Annotated in this window: 24 protein-coding genes; 8 read left to right on the forward strand and 16 right to left on the reverse strand. The window is 65.8% G+C overall.

Annotated features, from left to right (window positions below):
* Positions 1–141 precede the first annotated feature (141 nt).
* Entirely contained in the window at positions 142–1,404 is a 1,263-nt protein-coding gene (locus ABH925_RS35680) for an IS701 family transposase (protein ID WP_370155365.1), read from the reverse strand.
* 181 nt (positions 1,405–1,585) lie between these two features.
* Here ABH925_RS35680 and ABH925_RS35685 point away from each other — a divergent pair, with 181 nt between their 5' ends.
* A complete protein-coding gene (locus tag ABH925_RS35685; RefSeq protein ID WP_370155367.1) occupies positions 1,586–2,305 on the forward strand; it encodes a hypothetical protein in 720 nt (239 codons plus the stop codon).
* Here ABH925_RS35685 and ABH925_RS35690 read toward each other — a convergent pair.
* Genes ABH925_RS35690 through ABH925_RS35730 form a run of 9 tightly spaced genes read right to left on the reverse strand, consistent with a single transcriptional unit; the run spans position 2,295 to position 12,144 of the window.
* Positions 2,295–2,579 (reverse strand): hypothetical protein, encoded by a 285-nt coding sequence (locus ABH925_RS35690; RefSeq protein WP_370155369.1) that lies wholly within the window; start codon positions 2,577–2,579, stop codon positions 2,295–2,297. The two genes, ABH925_RS35685 and ABH925_RS35690, sit on opposite strands and share 11 nt — an antisense overlap.
* A 14-nt stretch (positions 2,580–2,593) precedes the next feature.
* Entirely contained in the window at positions 2,594–3,637 is a 1,044-nt protein-coding gene (locus ABH925_RS35695) for a DnaB-like helicase N-terminal domain-containing protein (RefSeq protein WP_370155370.1), read from the reverse strand.
* A gap of 2 nt (positions 3,638–3,639) precedes the next feature.
* On the reverse strand, positions 3,640–4,464 hold the full coding sequence (locus ABH925_RS35700; protein ID WP_370155372.1) for a hypothetical protein: 825 nt from the start codon (positions 4,462–4,464) through the stop codon (positions 3,640–3,642).
* Positions 4,461–6,272, reverse strand: coding sequence for a type IV secretory system conjugative DNA transfer family protein (locus tag ABH925_RS35705; protein ID WP_370155374.1), 1,812 nt, complete (start codon positions 6,270–6,272; stop codon positions 4,461–4,463). The genes ABH925_RS35700 and ABH925_RS35705 overlap by 4 nt, the downstream gene beginning before the upstream one ends.
* The gene (locus tag ABH925_RS35710) at positions 6,272–7,771 is read right to left on the reverse strand and encodes a VirB4 family type IV secretion system protein (RefSeq protein WP_370155417.1); all 1,500 of its coding nucleotides are present in this window, start codon (positions 7,769–7,771) and stop codon (positions 6,272–6,274) included. The genes ABH925_RS35705 and ABH925_RS35710 overlap by 1 nt, the downstream gene beginning before the upstream one ends.
* A 2-nt stretch (positions 7,772–7,773) precedes the next feature.
* Entirely contained in the window at positions 7,774–9,324 is a 1,551-nt protein-coding gene (locus ABH925_RS35715) for an SCO6880 family protein (RefSeq protein ID WP_370155376.1), read from the reverse strand.
* Positions 9,321–11,021, reverse strand: a complete 1,701-nt coding sequence (locus tag ABH925_RS35720; protein WP_370155378.1) for a conjugal transfer protein TrbL family protein — start codon at positions 11,019–11,021, stop codon at positions 9,321–9,323. Before ABH925_RS35720 ends, ABH925_RS35715 begins: the two co-directional genes overlap by 4 nt.
* Positions 11,022–11,056: 35 nt before the next feature.
* Entirely contained in the window at positions 11,057–11,812 is a 756-nt protein-coding gene (locus ABH925_RS35725; RefSeq protein WP_370155380.1) for a hypothetical protein, read from the reverse strand.
* A 17-nt stretch (positions 11,813–11,829) separates the two neighbouring features.
* Entirely contained in the window at positions 11,830–12,144 is a 315-nt protein-coding gene (locus tag ABH925_RS35730) for a hypothetical protein (RefSeq protein ID WP_370155383.1), read from the reverse strand.
* Between the two features lie 241 nt (positions 12,145–12,385).
* Between ABH925_RS35730 and ABH925_RS35735 the strand changes: the two genes are divergently transcribed.
* The 3 genes from ABH925_RS35735 to ABH925_RS35745 all read left to right on the forward strand — a co-directional run bounded on the left by ABH925_RS35735 (position 12,386) and on the right by ABH925_RS35745 (position 16,072).
* Complete coding sequence (locus tag ABH925_RS35735; RefSeq protein WP_370155385.1) at positions 12,386–12,919, forward strand: hypothetical protein; 534 nt, start codon at positions 12,386–12,388, stop codon at positions 12,917–12,919.
* 357 nt (positions 12,920–13,276) lie between these two features.
* Complete coding sequence (locus tag ABH925_RS35740) at positions 13,277–14,308, forward strand: NlpC/P60 family protein (protein WP_370155388.1); 1,032 nt, start codon at positions 13,277–13,279, stop codon at positions 14,306–14,308.
* A 222-nt stretch (positions 14,309–14,530) separates the two neighbouring features.
* Entirely contained in the window at positions 14,531–16,072 is a 1,542-nt protein-coding gene (locus ABH925_RS35745) for a restriction endonuclease (protein WP_370155391.1), read from the forward strand.
* A gap of 226 nt (positions 16,073–16,298) precedes the next feature.
* Here ABH925_RS35745 and ABH925_RS35750 read toward each other — a convergent pair whose 3' ends face one another.
* Positions 16,299–16,571, reverse strand: a complete 273-nt coding sequence (locus ABH925_RS35750) for a DUF6087 family protein (protein WP_370155393.1) — start codon at positions 16,569–16,571, stop codon at positions 16,299–16,301.
* 85 nt (positions 16,572–16,656) lie between these two features.
* On the opposite strand from ABH925_RS35750, the gene ABH925_RS35755 reads away from it, so the two are divergent.
* Complete coding sequence (locus ABH925_RS35755) at positions 16,657–16,899, forward strand: hypothetical protein (RefSeq protein ID WP_370155395.1); 243 nt, start codon at positions 16,657–16,659, stop codon at positions 16,897–16,899.
* A gap of 89 nt (positions 16,900–16,988) precedes the next feature.
* Here the strand turns inward: ABH925_RS35755 and ABH925_RS35760 are convergent, their stop codons facing one another.
* Positions 16,989–17,249: a hypothetical protein gene (locus tag ABH925_RS35760; RefSeq protein WP_370155398.1), complete on the reverse strand. Its 261-nt coding sequence runs from the start codon at positions 17,247–17,249 to the stop codon at positions 16,989–16,991.
* A gap of 342 nt (positions 17,250–17,591) precedes the next feature.
* Positions 17,592–17,789, reverse strand: coding sequence for a helix-turn-helix transcriptional regulator (locus ABH925_RS35765; protein ID WP_370155400.1), 198 nt, complete (start codon positions 17,787–17,789; stop codon positions 17,592–17,594).
* A 405-nt stretch (positions 17,790–18,194) separates the two neighbouring features.
* On the opposite strand from ABH925_RS35765, the gene ABH925_RS35770 reads away from it, so the two are divergent.
* Both ABH925_RS35770 and ABH925_RS35775 read left to right on the forward strand, forming a co-directional pair.
* Positions 18,195–18,839 (forward strand): helix-turn-helix domain-containing protein, encoded by a 645-nt coding sequence (locus ABH925_RS35770; RefSeq protein ID WP_370155403.1) that lies wholly within the window; start codon positions 18,195–18,197, stop codon positions 18,837–18,839.
* Between the two features lie 223 nt (positions 18,840–19,062).
* The gene (locus ABH925_RS35775; protein ID WP_370155406.1) at positions 19,063–20,340 is read left to right on the forward strand and encodes a tyrosine-type recombinase/integrase; all 1,278 of its coding nucleotides are present in this window, start codon (positions 19,063–19,065) and stop codon (positions 20,338–20,340) included.
* A gap of 55 nt (positions 20,341–20,395) precedes the next feature.
* Here ABH925_RS35775 and ABH925_RS35780 read toward each other — a convergent pair whose 3' ends face one another.
* The 3 genes from ABH925_RS35780 to ABH925_RS35790 all read right to left on the reverse strand — a co-directional run bounded on the left by ABH925_RS35780 (position 20,396) and on the right by ABH925_RS35790 (position 23,786).
* On the reverse strand, positions 20,396–21,610 hold the full coding sequence (locus ABH925_RS35780) for a hypothetical protein (protein ID WP_370155408.1): 1,215 nt from the start codon (positions 21,608–21,610) through the stop codon (positions 20,396–20,398).
* Positions 21,611–21,817: 207 nt separating this feature from the next.
* Entirely contained in the window at positions 21,818–22,744 is a 927-nt protein-coding gene (locus ABH925_RS35785; protein WP_370155410.1) for a restriction endonuclease, read from the reverse strand.
* A gap of 175 nt (positions 22,745–22,919) precedes the next feature.
* Positions 22,920–23,786: a PIN domain-containing protein gene (locus ABH925_RS35790; protein ID WP_370155413.1), complete on the reverse strand. Its 867-nt coding sequence runs from the start codon at positions 23,784–23,786 to the stop codon at positions 22,920–22,922.
* Between the two features lie 83 nt (positions 23,787–23,869).
* On the opposite strand from ABH925_RS35790, the gene ABH925_RS35795 reads away from it, so the two are divergent.
* The gene (locus tag ABH925_RS35795; RefSeq protein ID WP_370155415.1) at positions 23,870–24,826 is read left to right on the forward strand and encodes a hypothetical protein; all 957 of its coding nucleotides are present in this window, start codon (positions 23,870–23,872) and stop codon (positions 24,824–24,826) included.
* Positions 24,827–24,975 lie beyond the last annotated feature (149 nt).

A 24,975-nucleotide genomic window follows, 5' to 3' on the forward strand; every position in this document is an offset into this window, starting at 1 on the left:
TCCGCCCTCGGCCTCGATGTCACCGTCACCCCACACATCGAACCCACCTGAGCTGCACCACCGCGCACAAGCTCAGGTGATTTTCAAGAGAGTGGCAGCGGCGTGCGTGTGCCTGGTGTCGGCGGCGCCAGTGGGACCAGGTCAGTGTGTGGTCCCGGGATGTAGGACGGTGGCGGGGTCCAATTGCCAGCAGACGGCGGATTTCGGCTGGTGTGAGGTCCACGAGCTCGGGTGTGTCGTGGGCGCCTCCCCCTTTTCACGTTCCTGGGCGGCCAGGACAGCCAGGAACGCGTGGGCGAGCATGGCCAGGGTGATGTGGCGGTACCAGCCCACGAAGCGCCGCACTTCGTACTGGTCCAGGCCCCACTCGTTCTTCGCGCTCTGGAAGGACTCCTCGATCCTCCATCGGCATCCTGCGATGCGGACGAGGTCGGCGACGGTGGCGTCCAAGGGCGCGCAGGCGAGGTAGTAGGCCACCTCGTCGGACTTGGCGATGCTGCGGCGCGCCAGCATCCACCGCTGGCGGGTGGGTTCGTCGCCGTCGAACTCCCATACCGCCGGCAGCCGGGCGGCGGCCCAGTCGTAGAGGCGTTCGCCCTTGGCGCCCGGGCCGGCGGACAGGCGTCGCCAGGCTTCGGGCGGGGCCTGGGTCAGGAGGTGGTCGATGCGTGGGCCGTGTACCTGCTGGGACTTGGGGACGGCGACCACGTAGGACAGCCCGGCGTCTTCCAGGAAGCGGCGGAAGTGGGAGTCCTGGCCGTAGGCGGAGTCCGCGGTGACCCAGGCGATCGGCAAGGGCGAGGTGAGAGCGCGTCGGACCATGGCCCGTGCCAGTTCGAGTTCGGTGGCGAAGGTGCGGTCATCGGGGATGCGGGCGGTCTTGCAGCGTTCGCGGTCCTCGGTCCAGGACTTGGGCAGGTAGGGCTCGCGGTCCACCAGGGCGTGCCCCTTGGTGGTTGCGTAGGCGGCGAAGACGCCGATCTGGCAGTTCTCGGTCCTGCCTGCGGTGCCGGAGTACTGGCGTTGCACGCCGGCGGAGACGGTGCCCTTCTTGACGAAGCCGGTGTCGTCGATGATCAGGACTCCGTCGGGGGCGCCGAGGCGTTCGGCGACGTAGGCCTGGAGGTCGTCGCGGACCTGGTCTGCGTCCCAGCGGGCTCCTGCGAGTAGGTGCTGCAGTCGGTGTGGGGCCGAATGGCCCGCGTACTCGGCCAGTTGCCAGCTGTTCTTGCGGCCTGCCGGGCCAAGGAGTCCTTGCACGTAGTCCCGCATCCGCCGCCGGGGTTCGACCCGCCCGAAGCGGGCCCCGATTCGTAGGAGCAGTTCGTCCAGTTCCTGGTCCCACGTTTCCGTGGGCAGATCATCAAGCACATCCGTGGGCTGTCCACCGGGCTGCCACGGCATGCGCCAGGGCACTCGTTCGTGCGACCTGCCCGCGAAACCGCCCCCAGCCCCGCAGCAGCCCAGCTACACTCACCGCCACCAGGCCGCTGACCAGGACATACGGAGAACTCTCACTGGAGTACTAGGCTCCAACTTTCGCAAACAGCTGCTAGCCCCTTCCGGCTGGGATTATATTTTTGCCATGCAGCTAGCTATGTCGGAGTCACTTGCTGACACTCTCACTTGGGCAGCCTTCATTGTTGCCTTGGGCGGCATCCCTATTGGCGCTTGGTTTGCCTACAAGGCCGCCCGGCCAGATGCTCGCCTCTATTACCGCTTGGACGACATCTTGCATTTGGTCGTAGCCTCCAGCTATAGCGAGAAGCTTCGCACTACTTGGGGCGACTGCCCGGTATCCGACCCTACTGCCGCCACCTTGGTCATCGAGGTTCGCAGTCGGGCCGACATTCGGAAGGATGACTTCGTTCAGCATCTCACTTTCGATCTTGGGGCGAAAATCGTCGATCAGCTCTCCTCCGCAGCGGACGAACCGGCCCTGAAAGCCGAATGGTCTGAATCGACTGTGAGCTTTGAGCCCACGCTCATTCCCCGCGACACAAATCTCTCCGTCACCTTCCTACTTGAGGGGGAGCCTAAGATCACCTATCCCCAGCGAGCACTGGCTGATGTAAAGGTCATCTCGGGCCACATGCCCCCCAAGGGTCAGCTGCCCAGCTTGGGAGTTGGCCTTAGCGGAATCTTTGTCATGCTAATCAGCATGATGCTATTTGGGAGCACCGGCGATATAGTCTTTGCGGCCCCGATCATTGGCGCCATGTTCATCTCCGGCCTTGGCTTCTTTTCTTTCATTTACTACAAGAAATACCATACTGCGCCGCTACCGCCACTATTTAGACGCTAGGTGTGCGTCGAATCCCAGCATCCATGTTCCTCATCAGCTCGGCCGCGGCATCAAGGCTTGAAATCAATTCCTCATCGTCAGCCAAGAACCAAACATCTCGATCCAAGAGCCACCATGCACCGTTGTATCGGGCAAAGTCTCGGATGGTCGCACTGAGGTACTGCGCCCGACCGCAGACCAGAGCCTCAGCCATTACCGTGGCCTTAATCACCTTAGTACTGGATGGCGGCCTTCCCTGTGAGGCGATGGCCGCAGGAAGTGTGCTGTCGATCATGCTTGCGCTCCCCTTCACGGCCGGATCTTGGGCTGGGCTTCGACCGTCGGCTGTGCAGGTGGCAGCTGCACAGCCGTGGGCACGGGCTGCTCTTGGAGCGTCTGCTCAGCAGCACGCGCCCGGGGGCCTTCCGCTGCTGTGCCCGTGACGGGTCCGACCTGCTCTCCCTGCTCCACGTCGGCGATGACGCGCGCGGCATCCACCGCCAGGTCAGCTCGAAGCGTGTCCACGAGCAGGTCACGGCCGATCTCGACGGCTGTGCCGACGACGACCTCTGTGGCCAGGAGGCTTGCGAGGTAGCCCTCCATCGTGGCGTCGTACGTGGTTCCGTCGGCGCTGTACTGCCGGCTCAGCTCCCAGGCGACCGTCAGCTCGGTGATCGGTTCGCCCTGATCGGAGACGGTGCCGATGGCCTCGTAGACTTCGCGCCGCGGACCGTCCTCGAAGGTGTCGGCCGTCAGCCAGACCTCGACCTCTACAACTTGCTCTCCGTGCTGGAGCAGGTCCGCCAGTACCTGGTCCTCGCGCCACTGTCGGCTGCCGATGACGGGGGCCGCTGCAACCTCCACTGCGACAGCACCGGCTGCGGAGGCTCGCACCTCGGCGTCGGCGGGTGCGAGCCGAGCAACGGCCTTCGCCAACCGATCCAGGTGGTCCAGGTGGTCATCGACTCCACGTACCGGCCCCGCACTGGCGGCTATCCGCTCGGCCTGCGCAGCCAGCTGCCGGCGGACGAAAGCCTCCTGCACCATCCGGGCGTACACCCGGAGGTCAGCTGCGTCAGGGCCGGTCGCAGCCAGGTCCCGTAGGTAGGCAGCATCGACTCCGGGCAGGTTGAGCCGTTCCGCGAGCCTGGAGGAGAAGTCAGCTTCTCGGCCGACGCCAGTCTGCGTGACCTGTTCGGCGAGGCCGTTGACGATAGCGGCGTAGGTGGGTTTGGTGAAGCGGTCCGAGGTCAGAACGCGGCGGTAGCCCTCGAACCAGGTGGGGTCTCGGAGTAGCGAGGCGACGAGAGCCTGCTCAGCCCGCTCGCTCAGGGAAGGGGTGGGGTGGGTCATCGTCAGTTCCTTGCGTCACGATCTTGGTCTGCTCGGGCGTCCCCGGACAGCCCTTGGGCCGCCTTGCGGCGCTGAGTTGCTGCGGTCGCTGCCTCCATTGCCGCTGCGGAAGCGTCCAGCTTCTCCGCGAAGGCGGCGTCCGTCACCAGAACCCAGGTGTCCTCTCCGGCGTCCAGCCACCAGGCCGCGTCGTATCGCGCGTACTCGGGGATGGCGGGGCTGAGCACGCTGGCCGCCCCGGAGGCGAGCGCTACCCGCATCGCTTCGGCGGGCATCGTGCCGGGTGCCCCTGCCAGTGCGGCGTTCTCGGTGGGCAGCATCTCCTTCGGGATGCCGAGGGCCGGGTCGGCTTCGTTCCACCTCTTCTGTAGGTCCTTGTCGTCCGCTGCCTTGGCGTACTCCTTGCGATGCCCGGTACGGCAGTTGGATGCGTAGTAGCTGGCAGCGTTGGCCGTGACCACGCGCAGTTCGGTGTGCCAGTACCTCGCTGCCTGCCCGGCAGGCAGCTCGGAGCCGTATATCTCGAAGCGCCACACCATGAGCGCCCACAGCTCCTCGATCATGCCGGGGTGTTCCGTCCAGCACTCGGGGAGGCGGGACTCGACGGAGAGCTCGTAGCGGTCGTAGAGCCAGGTCACCCAGTTGCACAGCTTGGCCCAGTTGGCGGCCCGCTCGCTGGGGCTCATGTCGTGCCACTCGACCAGGCCGCCGGCTGCGATCTTGCCGCGACCGGCCGACGGCTGGGTGCGGGTGCGGGGCAGCTTGGGGCGGCGGACTCGGGGGTGCCCCTTGATCCGGCCGATGGGCTGGTAGTCGGTATCGGTCATGCTGCGGCCTCCTCAGCTGCCGCCTGCTGGCGATAGGCCCTGGCCCACTCGACGGACTTGGTGAAATCGGCAGCGTCCTTGCCTTCGTAGTGGCGCTGCATGACGACCTTCGTCGCTGGGGTCGTGGCGTGGATGATCAGCGCTTCGCGCCGCTCCTCGTTGAGGGTTCGGATCTCGTCGGCGGTAACCGTCTTCCGGTCCTGGAGCGTGGTCTGCATGGTCGTGCCGTGGCTGCCGGACTGGTATGTCGTCAGCGCCTCGCGGTAGATACCGGCGAGCTGGCTGAAGTCCTCCAGCTCCTTACCGGCTAGGCCGCCGAGGGCGATCTTCACGGTGGAGGCTCCCCAGATCATGTCCGCGCCTTCCTGGCCCCAGCGCTTGCGGAGCTGGGCCATGTTCTGGGCGATGGCGGTGATGAAGATGCCGGAGCCGCCTGCGAAGGAGAGCAGTTCAGGGAGATGCGGAAGCGGCGACACGTTCGCCACCTCATCGAGGATCATGCCGAGCGGCGGGTCGAGGCGACCGCCGGGTGAGCGGTCGGCGAGCCGCTTCGCAGTCTCAGTGAACTCGTCGATGAAGGCGGTGATGAGCGGTGCCAGCGACCGCGACTCCTGCTCACCCACGAGCAGGTAGAGGGTGCCGTTGTCCTTGAGGAACGCCTCGATATCCAGTCCCTGGCCGGCGGCCGGGGCGAAGGTGGCGCGGGCCATCGGCGCGAACAGCGGCGTCAAGCTGGTTTGGACCGTTGCGAACAGGTTCGCGCGGGTATCGCCGGGGTTCCGGTAGAGGCTGTCCATCATGGCGGCAACCCCGTGCTCGGCCTGGTCCGAGTTGGCCAGTAGCTTGATGGGTTCCTCGATGCTGGGATTAAAGCCCCAGGTCAGGACGTCGTCCATCGTGCGGCCGGTGAGGGCCGCCGTGTGGAGCCAGCCAGCGAGGAGGCTGGTCGCGGTGGCTCCGAAAAAGCCTGCTCCGCTGCTGTCGGACGTCTCGGACTTCCCGATCTGCACCATGAGGTCGGCCCGCTGCATGGCCTTGCCGAAGTCCTCGCAACCGGAGGTCGGGGACCACTGGGCGATGTCCGGCCAGTCCACCATTCCCGTGGGCACCATGACCGCTACCGGACCGGCAGCCCAGCGGCTCAGAGCGGTGGCGTCCAGGACGTCGCCACGGAGGCTGGTGACGAGCGCCGGCCCCATCCAGGCGTGCAGCCAGGGGATGATGATCTGGCTGGTCTTGCCCTGGCGCGGTGCCGCGAGCACCAGGACGCTGCTCTCCACGATCGCCCACAGCGCCAGGCCGGCCAACGTCCGCCCCAGGCCCACCGCGACGTCGGAGACCTTCATCTTGGTACCGCGGAGGGAGGGCCGCACGGTCGGGCCTCGCCGCACGACGGCCTTCGCGGAGAGCGTTCGGGCCAGCTGGTTGTGAGAGGCGAATCCGCGCACCGACCTGCTCCGGCGGCTGTTCCTGATCACCCAGGCGGCGGCCGTCGCCATCAGCGTCAGCACCAGGACCGCGGAGACGGCGAACCCGACCTGTCCGGGCAGGTCACCCCGTGCTGCGACCGGCCACGCCTGCTTGGGGTCGTCCAGGTGGTGCGGCAGCTGCCGCGCGATGGCGAAGGCCGAGCCGAAGCTGACCGGCGGCCAAGCCGCGTGTGTCAGCAGCCCGGCGAGCTGGCCGGTGGCCCACGTACCCATCGTCACGGCGACCACCACGACGACCAGGACCACGATGAGGTAATCCGCCGGGCCGTCCAGGATCGGGCGCCGGGCGACCGTGCTGTTGCTGGTGGAAGCTGCCATCAGACGGCCATGCGCTCGTTGGTGTAGTACAGCTGACGCTCCAGCGGACTGAGCACCGTCTGCACGACGTGGCTGGAGGTCCGGCCGATCTTCCAGATGGCGCGGCCGATCTGCTCGCCACTCCAGGAGGCGATGTGCGCGCACTCGGTGTCGGTCAGTCCGATGGCGTCGCGGGTCATGGCCAGGGGGGCGGTGTCCTGGCGCAGGCAGATCCGGACGTCGCAGCTGGCGATGAGGTTCTTGGCGATGCTGACCTCTTCGCTGCCCTGCGCGCCGACGGCCTCGAAGTCGGCGAGACGGTGGGTGCTGAGGACCTGGATCGTCCCCTGAGCGCGGGAGAGTCGGAGGTCCGAGTCCACCTTGCGGATCATCGCCGGGACGCGCATCGCCCGCCAGAGCTCGTCGCGGACGACCAGGCGGACCGGGCCACCGGGCTCGTCGATGGCTGCCTGGCCCCAGCTACTGACGCAGGCCAGGGTCATCGCCACGGTTTCGTCACCGCGGCCGTCGATGCGGCTGAGGTCCACCGTCTGGATCGGCGCGTTGAAGTCGGGGCGGACGGTGGTGGGCCGGTCGAACAGGCCGCTCAGGCTGCCGCGGACCATGTTGCCCAGGGCGTCTGCTGCTGGCCGGATCATCTCGCGCAGTTCGCTCACGTTGGCGTCGCGGACGCGCAGCTCCTCCGCCATTTCCGGCAGCGGGTCGCGCAGCAGCGCCCACACGTCGGGGATGGTGGGGTCCACCAGCTCGCTGTTTCCCACCGCCTGGCCGGAGGCGTGCTGGATGGCGAGGCTGAGCGCGGCCTCCTCGGTGGGGGTGAGGTCCCGCCCCAGGCGCATGACCAGCAGCGACGAGAGCAGGGTGATGCGGCGGCGGTGGATTTCGTCCAGGCGCTCGCGCAGCTCCTCCTTGTCCGTGGGCAGGTTGGCACCGAGGGGGCCGGCATCCAGCGGGTTCAAACGGGCGCGGAGGCCGGGGCCGAGCTCCACCGGGGAGACACCGAAGGCCCGTGCCAGCGGGGCGTACTCGTTCTTGATGTCGCCGAGGACGAAGGTGCGCACGCCGTACGCGGCCAGGCGCGTGGACAGCGCCTTGAGGGTCGCGGACTTGCCCGCGCCGGGGACTCCGGTCACCAGGATGTTGGGGTTGGTGATCAGTCCACGGTGCAGCCACTCGATCGGATGGCAGGAGAACGCGCCGCCGGCCAGGCAGTCAACACCCATGTAGACGCCCACCGGCGGAATCGACGCACCGTACAGCCAGGGGTAGAGCCCCTGGACCTGGCCGGTGCTGCCGCGGAACACCGGAACGGCGGGCATGACCGGGGCACGGCCTCCGTAGGGGCGAGCCCATCCGCGCCGCGGCGCGACCGGCTGCCGCCGTTCCTTGGCCCGCTTCGTGGTGTCCGGTGCGGCAGTTGGCGCTGCGGGGGTGCCGAGGACCTGGCCGAGGTCGAAGGCAGGGAGGTCTGCGGCCTTCTTGCGGGTGAGGATGCTCATGGTCACCACCGCTTCTTCGGCAGGCCCATGCCGACCGGCAGGGCACCGCAGGCGAAGCCGACGTCCTGGGCGAACCACAGGCGCTGGAGTTCGATGCGGGCGCCGGAGGCGTCGGCCTCAAGCGCCGAGCAGGCGTCTTCGAGGTCGGCCGGGTCGGTGACGGTGACGGTGACGTAGGCGCTGAACCGCACCAGCCCGTGGCCGGCTGCCCGTTCGGCGTCCTGTGCCTCGGCGCGGTGCAGCGCCGCCTTTTCGTGCTCGGGAACGATCTGGCCGCTCTTGTGGCGCATGCTGACGGCCACGTGCCGGGCCGTGCGCTCCCGCATGACCTCGCGCTCGGCGGCGCGGGGCGTCAGGGGTTCGACGTGGAGCGAGAACGCGCGGCGGTGCTCGCCCTCCCCGAGCAGCGGAGCCAGCGCCGTCGAGTAGACCTTGTTTCGGGGCCACTCGGCGACCCAGTAGGTCACCGACTGCGCACCGTCGTGGGAGTAGTAGGCGCGGGCGCTCTCAGCGGCGACCGGACCGGCGACGCCGACGGAGACGCCAGGCTCGGCGGTCGGCTCCAGTCCGCGGACCGCCGCCGCGTTGGCCTTGGCCCGGCGTTCGGCGAGCATCCGCGCGCTGTGCGGGTCGAAGGCGGTACGCAGCACCTCGGCAAGGTCGCGGGGGGCGAGCCAGCCCTCCACCTGGAGGTCGGCGGAGCCGATAGAGGTGGTCAGCGCCCGCAGGTGGCGGACGAGGACGGCGGCAGCGCCGACGGTGCCGCCGCCCGCGTTCTTGATCGGGCCGGCTGCGCGGGCGGAGTCCATCGTGAACACGAGGTACGCCTCGCGCTGGGAGGTGGCCAGGGTGGCGGTGCCCAGCAGTGACGAGGTGATCTCGACTGCTGCGGCCGGGGCGGTGTCAGCGAGGTGGTCCTCGTGCCAACGGTGCAGCGCGGCCCCGGACTCGGGCACCAGCCGTTGGAGGGCCTGGACGCGGATGATCGGACTGCCCTCGGAGCACAGGCCGGAGAGCAGTTGCCCCCAGCCTGCCACGCGCTGGTCGCGGCGGCTGGAGTCCACCAGACCGATGCCGGGGAAGCGGATGCGGGCAACCGCGCTGAACGTGCGGTCGGCCCGGTTGTGGATCACGGCCATGGTCTGGCCGTTGCCGGTGTCGGCTTCGAGGATGGTGAGCGGGGCGAGGATGCCCGGCAGGTCCATGGTCGGGCTGGCGTCGCCCCCGGCCTTGGTGGCGGGGTTGAACGGGCCGGAGAGGAAACGATTCTGCTGCCGGTTGCGGAGCAAGCTGAAACTCACGTAGGCGACCGCCCATTCATCTACGGTGCGTCCGGCGATCCGGACGTAGGCCAGAGCGACCAGGAGGAGGGAAAGGGGCCAGGTCACGAGCCCGGCTTGAAGTCGAGATGCCGCGAGTGGCCAGATGGCAAGGAGGACGCCGCCGCCGAGCATGGCCGCGCGTTGGGCGGACATGCCGAACATGAACGCCACCTTCTCCTGCTGCCAGCCGAAGTACGTGCGCGAGGTCGATGTGCTCTGGGTGTCGCTCACTTCGTTCCTCCTTCCTTGGGTGAGTTGGTGTCAGGTCCGCTGGGCCTCGGGCCAGGTGGCGGAGCGGTGCTGCTGGGACTGGGGCCAGCCGGGGGTGCTCCGGGCGCGGGCGGTGGTGTCACCGGGGAGGTCGCGGGCGATGCCCCGGCTGGTGCCGACCCTCCCGAGGTGGAGCCTGAGTTCGCGGCTGGTGCAGGAGGCTGTGCGTCCTGCGGTTCGGCGGGACTGGGGCCGGATGTCGATTCCACGTCGGAGGGGACGACCGGCATCTCGATGGTGGGCGGGTCGGACGGTGCCGCCGACTCACTCCCCACAGCGTCTGGTTGCGCTGTTCCGGTGACCGGCAGTTCCGGGGTGCCCTCGGTGCGGGCCTGCTGGTTCTCCTGACCAGGTGCCTCCGCGGGCGGCTGGGGCGGTGTTCCGCCGGTCGGTCCCTGCGTGGCGGAGCCGTCGCCGCCGCCGCTGGTGCTAGGCAGGGGTGCCTGGTTGCCGTACCGGGAGACGTAGCCCGCCGGCTGGGCTCCGGGAGCGGCCTGCATTCCGGCGTGACCGGCCATCTTGTCCATGCCGCCTGCAAGCGAGTTGACCGCTTGCTGGGCCAGGCGGACGCCTGCCGCGGCGATCAGCCCGGCGGGGCCGGCTGCGGCAGCAGCGCCGCTTGCGCCGGAAGCAGCACCAGCTGCCTGCCCACCACCCGATACCGCACCGGCGACCTGGCCGCCGCCCTTGCTGGCGAAGCTGCTCATGGTGCGGTCTGCGGCGGAGGAGCCGAACTCCTCCGGCGAAACGCCGGAGGGGCCACCAGCGCCTTGGGCGCTGAGGCGGCCTCCCGCGAAGCCGAGCAGGGCGCCGAGGCCAGCCCCGCCACCGGCCTGGATGTTGGCGAAGGAGAAGAACCGAGCGATGGAGGGCCAGGCGAGCGCGGCGAGCAGCAGCACGAGCATCCCGGCGAGGGTGGTCTCCAGGTCCTGGGAGTCGCCTGCGAGGTTGAAGCCGAGCGCGAAGACCAGGGCCACGATGGGCTTGAGGATGATCAGCTGCACGGTGGAGGTGACCAGCTTGGACCACCACCCCTTGGTGCCTTCGGAGATCATGCCCGCGGCCGAGATCGGCGAGGTGGCGATCAGCACGGCGATGGCGGCGTTGCGGAGCAGCATCTCGAACCAGAGCACGACGGTCAGCAGGATGCCGAGGATGCCGAAGATCAGGAGCAGGCTGCCGCTGGTCTGGGGGTCCCAGGCGACGAGCTTTGCGATCTTGTCGCTGAATGCCTGTGTTCCGCCGAGGCTGTTGTCCACGATCCACTTCGTGAGCTCGTCGCTGGCGAGCAGGCAGGTGGAGGCGATGGACAGGGTGAGCATGAAGGCGAGCGCGGCCTTGCCGACTCCGACGATGCCGGTCGCCAGGGCGGAGCCGTCGTGCGTGACGGCGGTGCGGATCACCTGGCCGAGCAGCAGGAGGACCGCGACGAAGCTGGCCAGGCCCAGCGAGATGGCGTAGACGTTGCGCAGTCCGGTGGAGGTGAGGTCCACGTTCGGGATCGCCACGAACGCCTTGGCGAAGCTGGTCAGCACGGAGGTTGCGGCGTCCGCGAAGCTCTTACAGATGCTGTCCCAGGCACTGGAGACGATGCTGTCCACGCCGTCGCCGACGATCGGGCCGGCGACGCAGCTGATGGGGTCGGTGATGCAGGACATCTCTCATACCCCCGCGGTGGTGGTTCGGTGGTTCATCAGTGCTTGAGCTCCTGCCAGCCCTTCGCCGAGGCATCCGGGGAGTCCGGCTGGGCGGTCAGGTTGCTGTAGTTCGTGTTGTCGCTCGGGGCGAGGACGTGCCAGTCACCGGCGGACCAGTGCATGTCGAGGGGGTACACCCCCATGCGCGTGGAGATGCCCTGGCCCGGCGAGCTCGTGGTGTAGGTCGCCAGGAGCAGCACCGTGGCGTCGTCCGCGGTTGTGGATCGGACCTGGTACTCGACCGGGGCCAGCACGACGGAGGCGCTGGCCGGGACCTGCCCACTGGTGGGGAGGCCGAGCTGCTTGCGGGTGGCGGTCGGCCCCTGCGCCAGCTGCTGCGGGGCGTCGGACCAGGATGCGTCGGCGACCAGGCGGCCCACGGCGGCGGCCCGGTCGGGGTCGAGGGTGGAGCCGATCTGCCGCATGTACTCCACGCTCGCCGACACCGCGCCCACGGTGGAGTGCGGGTAGCCCAGCCTGACTCCGTTGACCAACTCGGTCCCCTCCACAAGTTGCAGGGCGCCGGTGAGGGCGGCCGATGCGCTGGGCAACGGAGTCGGCGTCGGGCTCTGCGAGGTCGATGCGCCGGGGAGCGGGATCGCCGCTGGCGGGGTGTATGTCTTCGGGGCGCGGGGGCCGAGTTGGGACTCGACCGCGACGCCCACCGCTACGGCGGCCAGGAGCGCCACGACGGCCGCCAGCAGACGCGGGAAGATCCGTCGCCGCTTGGGCGCAAGGAACGGGTTAGCCACGGTGGAGTCCCTGCCGGTTACGCCGAAGCGCCGAAGACGGTGTTGATCATGGGGATGGCGCACGCGGTGACGATGACGCCGCCGAGCGACCAGATCAGCGCCCTCTTGCCCTTGTCAGCCGAGTCGGGCCGGTTGCTGAGGTGACCTATGCCCATGAGGCCGCCGGAGACCACGGCCGCCACGGCACAGGCGATCAGGCTGCCCCACTTCGCGTAGCTGAGCAGCAGGTTAGTGCCCTTGCTCCCGTTGGTCGGGTCGGCCGGGGCCGGGTTGCTGACCGCTCCGGCCAGCAGGGTGTGCGCAGCGTGCGCGACGTGCAGAGGAAGAGACATGTGGGCTCCAAACGCAGCGGATCGGTAGAACCGCCCCGGATCGGCCCACGCCGGTCCGGTCGGCCACCCCCGCGCCGTGATCTTGCTGACAGGAAAGCCCGTTCGTCCCACAGTGCGCCCGACTGGCGTGTTCACTCTGGCTAATGAGCTGTGGACAAACAATAGTCAGAAATAAAGATGTGCCGTCAACTGGAATTCATGTGATCGAGGTCACATCTATACAAAGCGTAGTCCATGGCGGGTGGCCATCACTGTGCGCAACGATGTCCCGATGGCGATCGAGGGGAGAAGAACGCCGACCATGACCACAGAGGACCAGGAAGACTTGCGCGAAGACGGCAGCGAGCACGGATTTCTTGCCGCGAAGCTCAACCATCTGTTCAGCAACGTGCACCCGAGGGACCAGAAGCCGTACACCAACCCCGAAGCAGCGAAGCGCATGAACGACCGCGCCGGCCGCTCGGTCATCTCGCCCACCTACCTCTGGCAACTGAGGACCGGGAAGCGCACGGACCCGACCTTGAGCCGGATCACGGCCATTGCCGCCCTGTTCAACGTGCGCCTGGACTTCTTCAACGAGGCCAGACAGGAGGCACCCTCACGCGCCGAACTGCACTTGGCCCAGGCGCTCCAGAAGCCCTCGATACGCGAGCTTGCCCGCCAAGCCGACGGCCTCTCGCCCGCCAGCAGCGCCGCCCTGCTCGACTTGGCGCGGTCCCTTCGCAGGATCGAAGGTCTCTACGGCGACGAGGACGAGCCAGAGCAGTCCGCATAGAGTCCAACTTGCCTACTATGTCCGTTTGAATGTTTTTGTCGAGGAATACGTAGAGCCCCCCATCTGGGGGGCTCGTCTGTTTTCAGATCGTTATCGCCCCGCCCCGCCGCCCGCTATCACTGGCCTCCGGCCACGCAGCGCCACTATCGCCGGTAGTGCAATACGGACATTGGGCTCCATTTCAATCCCCCGCTACTGAACACCAGCGCATGGAAGTCCACATTTCGAGAAACTTCAGTTGACTTCTCTGTTCGCATCCTGCCTATCTTTACTGCCCCACGCCTTAGCTGTGGTGAATCAGGCTGCGCCACTCCACCGAGGCGGTGGGCGTGCGTGGCCTGGCTGTGAAGGGGGCTCATGAACAAGGCTGCGCTCGGCATCGGGGCCGGGATCGCAACGCCGATCGTGTTGGTGATGACGATCGCGCTCGCCGCGGGTGGGGCGACAGCGGTGACCCCTGCCGCCGTGGCCGGCACGAGCAACTGCTCGACACCGGTCACAGTGGGATCGCCCGCGGCCGGCGGCGTCAACCTGACCAGCGAGCAGGTCAGCAACGCCCAGATCATCTACCAGGTCTCCGCCGACCTGAACCTTCCCCAGCAGGCCGCGGTGATCGCCATCGCCACCGCCATGCAGGAGAGCAGCCTCGTCAATCTGCCGAGCGGCGACCTCGACTCCATCGGACTCTTCCAGCAGCGGCCCAGCCAGGGGTGGGGGTCGCCATCACAGCTGATGGACCCGGTGTACGCGAGCAAGGCGTTCTACAGCCGCCTCGTCCAAGTCTCTAACTGGCAGAACCTGCCTGTGGGCCAGGCAGCCCAGGACGTGCAGCAGTCTGCCTATCCCGACGCCTACGCCAAGTGGGAGTCCCTGGCGCGCCAGCTGGTCGCCACAGCCAGCGGCGGAGCCACGAACTGTTCCGGCGGCGACGGTGACGGCAACGGCGGAGCGATCACCAATCCCGTCAGCCTCCCGGAAGGGTTCACCCTGCCGACCGGCACTTCCGTCGCCGTGGTGACCGCCATCAAGTTCGCCGTCTCGAAGCTGGGCCTGCCGTACCAGTGGGGCGGCACAGGAGACCCGAGCTACGACTGCTCCGGCCTGATGATGATGGCCTACCAGGCCGCAGGCGTCACGATCACCCGGACCACCTACACACAGGTCAACGACGGCACGCCGGTCTACAACGCCTCCGACCTCAAGCCGGGCGACTTGATCTTCACCGCTGGCAGCGACGGCACGCCGACGAACCCCGGTCACGTCGGCATGTTCCTGGGGGATGATCTTGTGATTGACGCCCCCCGGACTGGCGAGAACATCGAGATCACCAAGTTCGATGACGGCTACTGGAACCAGCAGGCAGTGGCCTTCCGGCGCATCGTGCAGTGATGTAGGTTCTCATCGCACTTTGCGCCTTCTCGTCGGTTCTTCGCCTACTTTGCGCGGGGCGAAGAGCCGACGAGGTAACTGCGCTGGCGGTGTCCGATCTCGCTGGGCGTCGTGGTGTCTCACCCGGTCGCGTGACGACGACTGACGCGGACAACGGCGCTGCGGCCAGGTCTAGGATTGCGGCACTTCACATGCGAGGGGGAGCACGTGCCGGGTCCCACAATGAACGTGACCAGCAATCAGGCGTCCGCGTCCATCCCGCTGCTCGGCGACCTGTTCCAGGTGCGTGTCCCGCGCATCATCAGACTCCCGGAATTCATCGCAAGCCGGAGAGAGGAAAGCCACGTCCGCCTCCTGCGAAGCTGGGACCTCGACTCTCCCTTACTCGTTGATCCCGACCAGGGCGGCGACCCCGACTTCGACGACGGCCAGTGGCTTACCGAGGCCCCGCCCGAGAATCTCGTCCAGGCGGGCGATGTTCTCATGGCACGCCACTTCGGGCACCGCGGACCCAGGCTGAGTGTCGTCGGGCAGATCCGTGTCCCCGTCGCAGCGGGCCAGTCCCTGCTGCTCCTGCGCCCGGTCGCCCCCATCGATCCCAGTCATCTCCGGCTGATCACGGCGTTCCTGCGCTCCAGCCCCCAGCTCCGCGCGCTGTGCCCGACGATCAAGCGCGAATTCAGGATTCCGGCCCGTGCTCTGCACAGCCTCAGTGTCCCTGGCTGGGACGACGCGCTCTCGGCGGCGATCGGCGAGCTGGACTCCGCTGGCAGCCAGATGGCGCACTGGCATCAAGAGGCTGAAAGCCTCGCCGGCAACGTCTTCGGGGACAGCGATGACCCCGTGCAGGCTCGCCGCTCGATCATTTCCGCCGGCCAGCTAATCCGCCTTAGGGCCGACGCGGCCGCCCAGCTCGATGACCCCGGCTACATCGCCCGCACCCGCTTGCCCTACCCGCTGGCGCTGCGCTGGCGGGAGGCCGAGGCCCGTATGAGCACCGACGACCGGGACCGCGCGTACCGGGCCGTCCTCGACGCCGCCGAAGCGCTACTCGGTTTCTGCGCGCTGCTCGTGGCCAGCCTCGCGCAGGAAGCCGGCATGAGCTCCAAAGCGCTCAAGAGCCTGAAGAACAAGATCGCCACACAGGCGGGCGGCCCAGGATTCGGCGACTGGACACGGATTCTCCAGCAAGCCGCGACCGGCACCGCTGCCCTGGACGCCGATCACCCCCTCCACGAACTCGCCGCCCTCTTGGCCGAGGGCTCCGACGCCGAGCAGGCTGCCGCCCGCCTCGCGGTCCGGCGCAATAACCACGCCCACGGCCGCGCCAACGAGCCGCTGCCTTCCGCCAGCGCCCTCGCCGAAGCCTTCGCTGACCTGGCGCTACTGTTCGAACGCGCCCGCTTCCTCGCCGACTGGTCGCTGCTCCACATCACCTCGGCCACCTGGGACCGCCTGAGTGCCAGCGAAACGGTCGGCTACCGCCGACTCACGGGCGACCACCCCGTCGTGCCTACCGCGACCATGGTCGTCAACGGCGCCGATCGGATCGAAGCCGGCAGCCTCTACCTCGCTGACCGCGACCAGAATCTCCACCCGCTCCGCCCGTTCCTCACTTGCGAGATCTGCGAAACGTGCAGCAGCTGGTCGATCTTCCACGCCGACAAAGAGAGCGGGCAGCTGATCCAGCGCAGTCTGGAGCACGGCCACAACTACCCCTACAGGGGCGATGAGGCGGCGCTGCGCGCGGTCGGCCTGCGGTAGCCGGCCCAGCGCACCCCCGCCGGACGTCCTCGCCGATCGGACGGCACCGCGGTGGTCCAGAGTGCAGACGCCGACCGTGACACGGGTGTTGTTGTACCGTCAGTACGACTCCTCGGCGCAACCACTCAGCCTGCTACTAGTCCCGAGAGTTCTCAGGGAGCAGGTACGGCGCCAGGAACTCCAGAGGCGGCCATCCTGCGGGTGGACTGGTGCCGCGGGGTCGAACTCACACGCCTTCCGATGCCCACTGGTGGGCGTCCGCCAGGCTGACCGCGACGCCGCCCGGCTGGTAGGCGAAGCCGTCCCATTCAAGCAGCAGCCTGGCTTCGTCGGGACGGACGTGGCCAGCGCCGCCGTTAATCGGGTGGTGAACTCGCCGTCCACCAAGCGGAGGTCTGCGGCGGCGGATGTAGGGGTAGAGCAGCGCTTCATCGGCCGGGTCAACTTCGTCCGGCAGTTCTGGCTCGTGGCGCGGGTCCGGCCGGGAGTGCTTGCCCATACGCGCCAGCCTAGCGGCGGCGTACCGCCTACCGCGGCGCGCTGCCCGGCGTGCGGAGGCGCGAAGTGGGGGTGAAGCTGATGCTGTGGACGAGCAAGGAACGCAGGACGCCCCGACCGACCCGCCGGTGGTTGTTCACCCCGTGCAGCCGCACCCTACGTTCGGCGAACGCAGCGCGCGCCGGGTCGAGGTGCGACACGAGCTGATGGGGTACGCGTTTCAACGCGGCGATGTAGAGGAATTCCTGCGGCGTGCCGGCTTGGATGACCCAGACGTGGCCGATCCCGACCTGGTTCGCTGGGTGGGCGGCGGCATCGAGGTCTGGTGACCATGAGGCCCCGCGAGCAGCACCCGCTGCCCAGCGTGCCGCCTCAGCACAACAGGCCGCCAACCCCTTGAGGGGTTGGCGGCCTGTTCCTACTCAAGCGGGGTCGGTGGTGCGCCGTCCAAGAAGTCCTTGACGGCCGATCGGCTGATCGTCCCCTGGTCCGTGCTCACCCACTGCGGGGAACGCCGGCCGGGGCCGAGCCAGTGCACGAGTACGTGGCCGGGGGCCACGTCGAGGATCTTGCCGCGGGCGTAGAGGCCGGACTTCTCCCTCCACGTGGCGTTCCAGATGTGCCCAACCCAGGCGCGGGGCGGTTCCTTGGCGTAGCGGTCAATCGGGTTGATGTTCACGGAGTTCCTGCTCTCGGGAAGTGCGGGCGGCCTGTCTGCTCTGTGCTGTCACCGAACGGCGGCCCACGGGGCGGCAGCCGGCTACTCCGCTGGCAGACCCGGCTCTCCGCCCAACTCGCCTTCATCGCCGCACCTCTGCCGCACTGCGGATTCCGAGCGACGCCCACACCCGAACGTCAGCCGGCCGGTACCTCCTGCTGCATCCGACCCTGACGAAGCGCGGACCCCAGCCGATGACCCCAAGTTCGCGCAGGTCGTGAGGGGATATGCCGAGCACGTCAGCCGCCTGGGACGTCGTCCACCAGGTGTGCCGAGGAAGCGCCTCGGGAGCGTGGCGCCGCTTCATTCGGCCGCCCCGGTCGCACCCGAGCGGTCCTCAACCCAGCTGACAACATCCGCTGGGTTGTACCTGCGGTACTTCCCGATCCGTGCGCTCCGCGGGCCGCGGCCCTTCCAGTTGAGCTGGTAAAGCGTGGACGCCGAGATGCCGAGGTAGGCGGCGGTCTCGTTGTGGCTCCACAAACGTTCTCTGTCGATCATGCACAGTCCCTTGGTTGATTTCTGTCGTTTCGACGGATTGCCATGTCGAAACGACCCATGCCCAGAGCTTCGGCTCGTTCGAGGATCTTTGTCAAGGTGGCAATATTTTCTGTCATATAGACAGAGTCAATGTATAGCCAAGGGGTTGTAGCCAGAGGAGATGCCGATCGGACGAGGCAATCCCCGTGGGCCCAAGAAACCAACTGCTTCGACATACAAGGTAGTTACAGCCCAAGGAGGGCGGGCGATTCGGGCACCTGGCACCCAAGGGGCGAACCACGATGGCGGGCGCTGAGGCTTCTGTCACATCGACAGAGGAATTGGTATGCACTAAGAGCCCTCTGTCGATTGCACAGCAGCCCCCGTACGCATAGGGTGGTCGATAAGACAGACATGGAGGCCCGCGTGACAAGCAAATCAGAACCGACCGAGCTGTCGGTCAGCGATGCCGTCGCGCGAAGGATCAAGGAAGCTCGTGCGCGCCGTGGCTGGTCGGCCAAGCAGTTGGCCGAACGCTGTGCCGAGCATGGGCTCACGGGGCTAACCCATGCGGTTCTCAACAACATCGAGTCGGGCCGCCCGAACGCGCACGGCGAGCGCAAACGCGACGTGAGCGTGGACGAGCTACTGGGCCTCGCCTTCGTTCTGGACGTTGCGCCCATTCACCTGCTCGCCTTGCCTGAGTCTGCGGAGGCTGAGCTAGCTGTCAGGGTGACCCCAGCCACGGTCGTCAGCGACAACACCGCACTGCTGCAATGGATGCGCGGGGAAAAGCCACTTCCGGAGAGCGATTCGAGGCTCTACTTCGGATCAGCAATCGAGAATCTGCCCGCCCCCAACGCCGGGCACACGAGCGCAGAGTATGCACGATCGGTGCTCCAGGACCGAGCAAAGGAACTTCTACAGGGTTTCAACGAGCAGACTGCCCAGATGGCTGCGCAAGCAACTGCACAGCTACAGGGCCTAGTTACCGATGCCGAGAATGCGATCAACGACGGCGCAAGCCTCGATGAGGTCATGGCCCTGCTGAAGCGGGCTAGTCAGCCGTAGGTCAACCAGCGCGTCGCTCCCCCCATGTCGGAGCGACGCCCCCAAGCAACTTCTCCCTCTCGCGATCTGCCGTTCGCTGACGCCAAAGCTTATGCAAGCCGGCAATCGCGGGGTCAAGGCGCATAGTCGGCTCTTCGACGCGCAATCCCTTGTCGCCTCGCCCGCTGCATTGGCATGCCCATGGCTTTTTTTGCAATCGCACAGCTTCTCTTAGGAGTTCACCATGGCCGAACCGTACGACCGCTGGCACAAGTCACGTCCATCTGCTGGAGAGGCAAAGTGCCGCGAGCACAAAAAGGTGCCTTCGAAGGACCACGGGCGTGGCAAAAGGTGGCTTGCCCGCTGGCGCGACCCCGAGGGCGAGCAACAAAGCGAGAGCTTCGACAGACAGGAGGATGCGAGGAAGCACCTCAACAAAATTGCCGCCTCCGTTGACGACGGCAGCTACATCGCCAAGGAAAAGGGGGAAACGCTCCTCAAGGCCCTCGCGGAGCAATGGCTCGCCGACCAGGTGTTCAAGAACCCAAGAACGGAGCCGCAGTACATAGCGCGAGTCAGGACGCACATTATAGGCCCAATCGGAGAACTCCAACTCGCACAAATTACCCCGTCTCGCGTATCGGCCTGGATCAAACGCCTAAGCTCTACTCTTGACGAGACCTATGTGGGGCTCATTTACACCCACCTAAAGTCGATTCTCGACATGGCCGTCGATGACGAGCTGATTCGCAGAAATCCCTGCGATTCCCGCACCGTCAAGCGAGTCAAGCCGCGACGGCAGAAGAAACCCCCGAAAGATCTAACGGTGGACTGGGAGGACTCTGAGGGAATCAAGCAGAACCTCCCGGGTCGCTACCAGGCAACCGTGGACTGCGGGCGCGGACTCGGCATGCGGCAAGGCGAGGTTTTCGGCTTCAGCCCAGACGACATTAATTGGCTGGCTGCCGAAAAGTTCGTGCATATTAAACGCCAGATCGCATTCGATAGAGGAGTCATGGTCTTCGCTCCACCCAAGGGAGGAAGCGATGACGACCCGAAGGATCGAAAGGTCCCACTCGACGACACGCTCTCCTTCATTCTGGCCGAGCATGTCCGCCAGTTCCCACCCGTCGAGATCACGCTACCTTGGATCGAGCGCAATGGGCCGCCGGTCACTGTGCGGCTTATGTTTACTTCAAGGGAGCACAAGCCTGTTAATAAAAACTACTTCAACTACATGTGGAAGGCGGCACTCGAAAGCATCGGCCTTATCGAGGCTTTGAATGACAAGCCCGTCGGTCGCGGAAGACTTTGGGAGCAGTGCCGCGACAAAATGATGCACTCCCTGAGGCATCTTTTCGCTTCCGAGGCACTGAGTGCCGGCGTGGACATCTACACCCTTGCCGATCTTCTAGGACACGAAGACCCTGCCTTCACCCTGCGCCGTTACGTTCATCGAGTGGCTGGGTCGCTGAAAAAGGCCCGTGCCGCGATAAGCCTTCGTTACCGTTCCGCCGCGTGAATAGCCAGGCGGGTGCGCTCGGCTTCGTCGGCTTCGGTCAGCTCCACATTCAACCTCAGAAATCCATGTTCGCCATAAGATCAACCTGTTCCGACATAGTCGTGATATAAGATTCAAGCTCGTCAGGCGAGGCACTGGCGGCGCAGCGAAAATAGCTCAATGAATTCGAATCCAACGGCACATCAAGGCCCGCCTCGATCCACTTCATCGAAGCCGACAGTGGACCCAAAGTCAAGAATTCATCGATTTCATCGAAAATGCTGCACAACTCATCAAAGCCCTGGTCTTTCTCGGGAAATACGTGAAACTCTGGATGTCTGCCAATGGCAGACAGTCCTATCGGCAGAACTCCTACGCCCTCTAGCTGAAATCCCAGCGCATGGTGCATCTTGTCGAAGCCGCCGTGACTGTATGGATTGCGCCATGTTTCGGCAATCTTCAGCAGCTTCGCACGAAGTTGCTGAACTTTGACGGCATTGGTGCCGCGGAGAGCGCGATCGTACTTATCAAACAGTCGAAGTCCAATAAAGTCCGCGAAAGACTCTTTGGAAGGGTCAAAGTCAGTTGACGGCAACGAGAGAACTAGGAGGTGTTCGAGGAGGCTGAAGTATGAATTGACCATCGCAAGCGTTGCATAGAGACCTTCTCGGCGAATCGCCATAAATTTAGTAAGCGAGCCGGCCAGCAGCGTACCTTTCCCACTTTCTTCCGCGCGCTGGGCCAGAGCGCCTTCGCCTGCATACGCAGCTTCAGCAAGGTTTCTGAAGTATTCATACATATGCCGAAGCTTGTAGTACAAGTTGGGAATGGTCACTTTTCCGGCTGTTACTGCCTCCTTGCACAAGAGGGAGAGCAAGTTCTTCTCCATCATGCGAGAAGCTGCTGAGAGCTTCTTCTGGATCTCTAGAACTCCGGCTTCGTCAACTTCCCTTCCCTCAGGACGCTCCTCAACATATAGGCGCAGGCCAAACTTCTCGAAGGAGATACTGCACTGAACTCCTCGAAAGAGGAACGGGTACTCCCAGGTCAGCTTCTCCGTGCGGCCCAAATTCTCGCAACCGAGAAGCAGTTTTATGGCCATGGAGATCAATAGTGGAACCGGCATCTGCTCAGAGGAAATCTCGTACCGACGGCTGAGCCTTGGGCTTCGGGCAAATCCTTGTCTGTCTTCATTATTGCTAGCGAAATCACGAAGCGGCTGTCGGCAGACAGCGATTTCCCTCTTGATTTCTTCTGAGAACTCTCGGCTGGCTTCCTCGGGGTTCGCCATCGTCTTCTCCTTTCTGCTTGGCGTTGGTGGAGGCCGTGATCGCTTGCTTGCTTACGGTCAAAGGTCCGAACAGCGCGGGGGCTGCCGCGATCCGACAGCGGCAGCCCCCACATGGGCTGAAAACACCGTGGAACCCTGCTGGAGGCGCAGAAATGCCTCGTGGCATCCCGTCTAGCTCAGACTCAACGCAAAGTGACGGGTGGCCTCCTAAAAGTCGACATCGAGGACTGCGTAGGGGCGCCGGTCAAGCTTCGCCATCTGGGTCTTCTGACGTAGCCAGTCACCAAGGCTGGCCTCCCGCTCCAGGAGCAGCACTAGCTCGCGAAGTTCGCCGAGGACCATGACCCGGTGAACGAGGAAGCGTTCACATTCCTGCACGGCAGGCGAGCTGTATCCGGACGCCGAGATCATGAGGCCGTTGACGCCGGCGCGGTTGATGACCCGAACCAGGTGGCGGCTGACCGGATTGATGTCCAGCGGCTTGGCCCACCATTTCACTTCAACTAGGTAGATCTGGCCGTCCAGTTCGACCACACCGTCAATCTGCTCAGCTGCCTCGCCGTCTTCCAGACGCAGCGTGAACGACTCCCTGATGCCAATTCCGTCCAGGGAGAAGACGCGGTTGAGGAGACTTTCCAGTTCCAGGCCACGCTTGTGCGTGTCCTCCATGCCGAAGAGGTTGGAGATCTGTGCCCGCAGCTCCGCATAGAGTACGTTGCGGCGTCGCCGCTTGTCTTCGGCGGCTCGGCGGGCGGCTACGTGGGCTTCGCGCTCTCGATCGCGCTCCTGCTGCATGCGCGTGAAGGAGTCCTTCACGCCGACGATGTCGCGGATCTGCGCGACGAGACCGCGGGCCTTGAGCTGGTCGTCGGGCCAGCAGGTGGAGAAGTCGTCGAACTCAGTGACTCTACGCAGCAGCGCTCTGCGCACGCCAAGTCCTCGGTCGCCTTGCTCGTTGAGCTGGCCGATGACATCGCGCGTGATCTTGTACTTGCTCACAGCCCCACGATCGACCGCGAGTTGCTCACGAAAGCGGACGAGCAGAGCCTGGCTGGTTCCTGCACCGCGCAGGAAGTTGATGACGTCGTCCTTGCTCCGGCAGAGCAGGGGGATAGTGTCGGTCAGCAGTGCCATGAGCTCCGGAGGCCAGTGATATGCGGCATCGTGGACCATCTGGCCTGGGCTCCCAACTCTTCGCGGCACGAGGCCAGGGCTCATCGCCTCGCGATGGCATCCATCATCCCTCTGACCGCACGGGGTGTCCCCGAATCGGGGGAACGGGGGCAGACGTCGCAGCGCTCCTACCGCTCTAGTCCATGGCCGTGCCCTTCTTGCGGTAGGCGGCGGGCAGGCGAACCACAGGAAGATTCAATTGCCCCGCGCGAAGTCGCATCCCTACATCGTCGGTCAGCACCCTGGCACCTGTACCCGGGTGGAGGTTGGCGAGGTCGGCGGCGCATCGAAGAATCGCCAGGTCGACATCGCTGCTCCGGTCGTCGGTGTCGAGCCACACCTCAAGCGTTGACTCGCCCGTTCGCAGTTCCACCGGCTCGCCAGCCGGGCTGTCGGCAAGGACGCGGTCAAGGTACCGGATGGCCGTGGCAGCCTTCTTGGCCAGATCGCCAGATCCATACTTCTGCCGGTCCAATTCGTCGATCACTCGAAGTGGCACAACCAGTCGCGCAAGAGGGACGACCTCGCCGCGCTCCCTAAACAGCTCCCGCCAGCGGATGTCGCCTGGCTGCTGCCAGTGATTAAGCATGTTGGTGTCGTACACAATGGGCAGACCAGGGCGAGAGGCCAGCTCCTTGAGTGCGTCGAACTGGCTACGTGCCAGCTCCAGGGCATGGACCTGGACCTCGATCTCGCCGGCCAGCGCACTGTTCTGCGCTCGGAGCGCGTTCGCCCAACCCCGGGCAATGTCTGGATCGTTAGTGAAGGACACAGCCGTACGGCGGTCGCCGATCTGAAGCAGATTCCAGTAGGCGGGGGTATACATGCCCGCTGCCAGATCGGGCTCAGCGAAAATCCGTCGCAGCATCGGGCCGGTGTTGTGCACCGCCACGGTGTATGCCGCGAAGTAGTCCTGGGCGCCGCGCGCATTGCTCCACTCAGTCTCGCAACGGCGCAGCATGTCATCCGCGTACGCCAGCGTAATCCCCGGCTTTAGCCTCATGGCTGGAGCCTGTCACATCCACCTACACCCAAACCAGGAGAATCGGGCGCAACGCCCGTACCAGTTCAACTAGCTTTGCCTGTATGGAACATACATCGGAGCAGCGGCCGAACAGGACGAGCGAACCGTCGGCGGGGCAGCTCTCGGACGGTATCGCGCGCCTTCTTGACGAGGTGGACTTGGCGTTCGCCGATGATCGCTGGGCGCTGCTCGATTCCGGCAGCGAGCGGCACCAGTGGTTGTGCTACAACGCTGCCGCCCTTCGGCACTGCTGCCAGCTCCTCAGGGAGATGGAGGTCGCCGCCCAGGGGAAGCAGGAACTTTCCGTGCGGCTCTTGGGGCGGGCCCATGTAGAGGCATGGCTTGTCGCGCTATACATCCACTTCGGCCAGTACGAGGCGGTGATGCGCATCGCGCGGGACGCCCGGCGGAACCTGGAGACCTTCGAGCAGGAGGTGAACAGCTTCGACGAGCGGCTGCGGACGATGAAGAAGGCGGCCCGCCGGCGCGGCCGGAAGATCACGGAGAACAACGACCGGATCAGCTCGTGGAACTCCCGCAACCCGGAAGATCCGCCCAAGGCGCTGACAGGCGTCCCCTACGTGCCCCAGCTCAAGACGACGAACATCGACCTGAGCGACGTGCTCGCAGGCTTCGGGGACCAGAAGCCGCAAGACCTGTCCGTCTCCGAGATCGTCGACTGGCTGACGAAGAACGCCTCGCGACTCGGCTTCGGCCGCGAGAGCTTCACACCCATCTACCTCATCTACCGGCTGCTCTCGACCATCGGCGGCCACACCACCAAGCCACTGCTTGACAGCTACTTCGAGCCACCCAGCGGCGCATTCATCCGCATCGCCGCCGCACCGACCAACGGTTCGATCATCGACAGCGTCAGGATCACGTCGCTGTACGCCACCGCCTTCATCGCATCAAAGGTGCTCAGCAGCCGGGGCACTAGTACCACCGCGGCAGACGAGATCGAGGCATGGCTCAAGCCCGATCCCACCGGCCGCGCAGCTTGGTCACCCGGCATCTGACTGGTAACGGAATCCGGTGGTATCCCGACCTGTGAAGGTCCATGCTGATGAGCATGGGGCTTCACCCCGGATGGTGGACACGGGTTTGTGTGGTTATGCGGCGAGTGTCAGGGTAGCTGATTGGCGCTGCTCGTAGGCGACGGGGCTGA

The sequence above is a fragment of the Streptacidiphilus sp. EB129 genome, assembly GCF_041262645.1.
In the GTDB taxonomy this organism is placed as follows: domain Bacteria; phylum Actinomycetota; class Actinomycetes; order Streptomycetales; family Streptomycetaceae; genus Streptacidiphilus.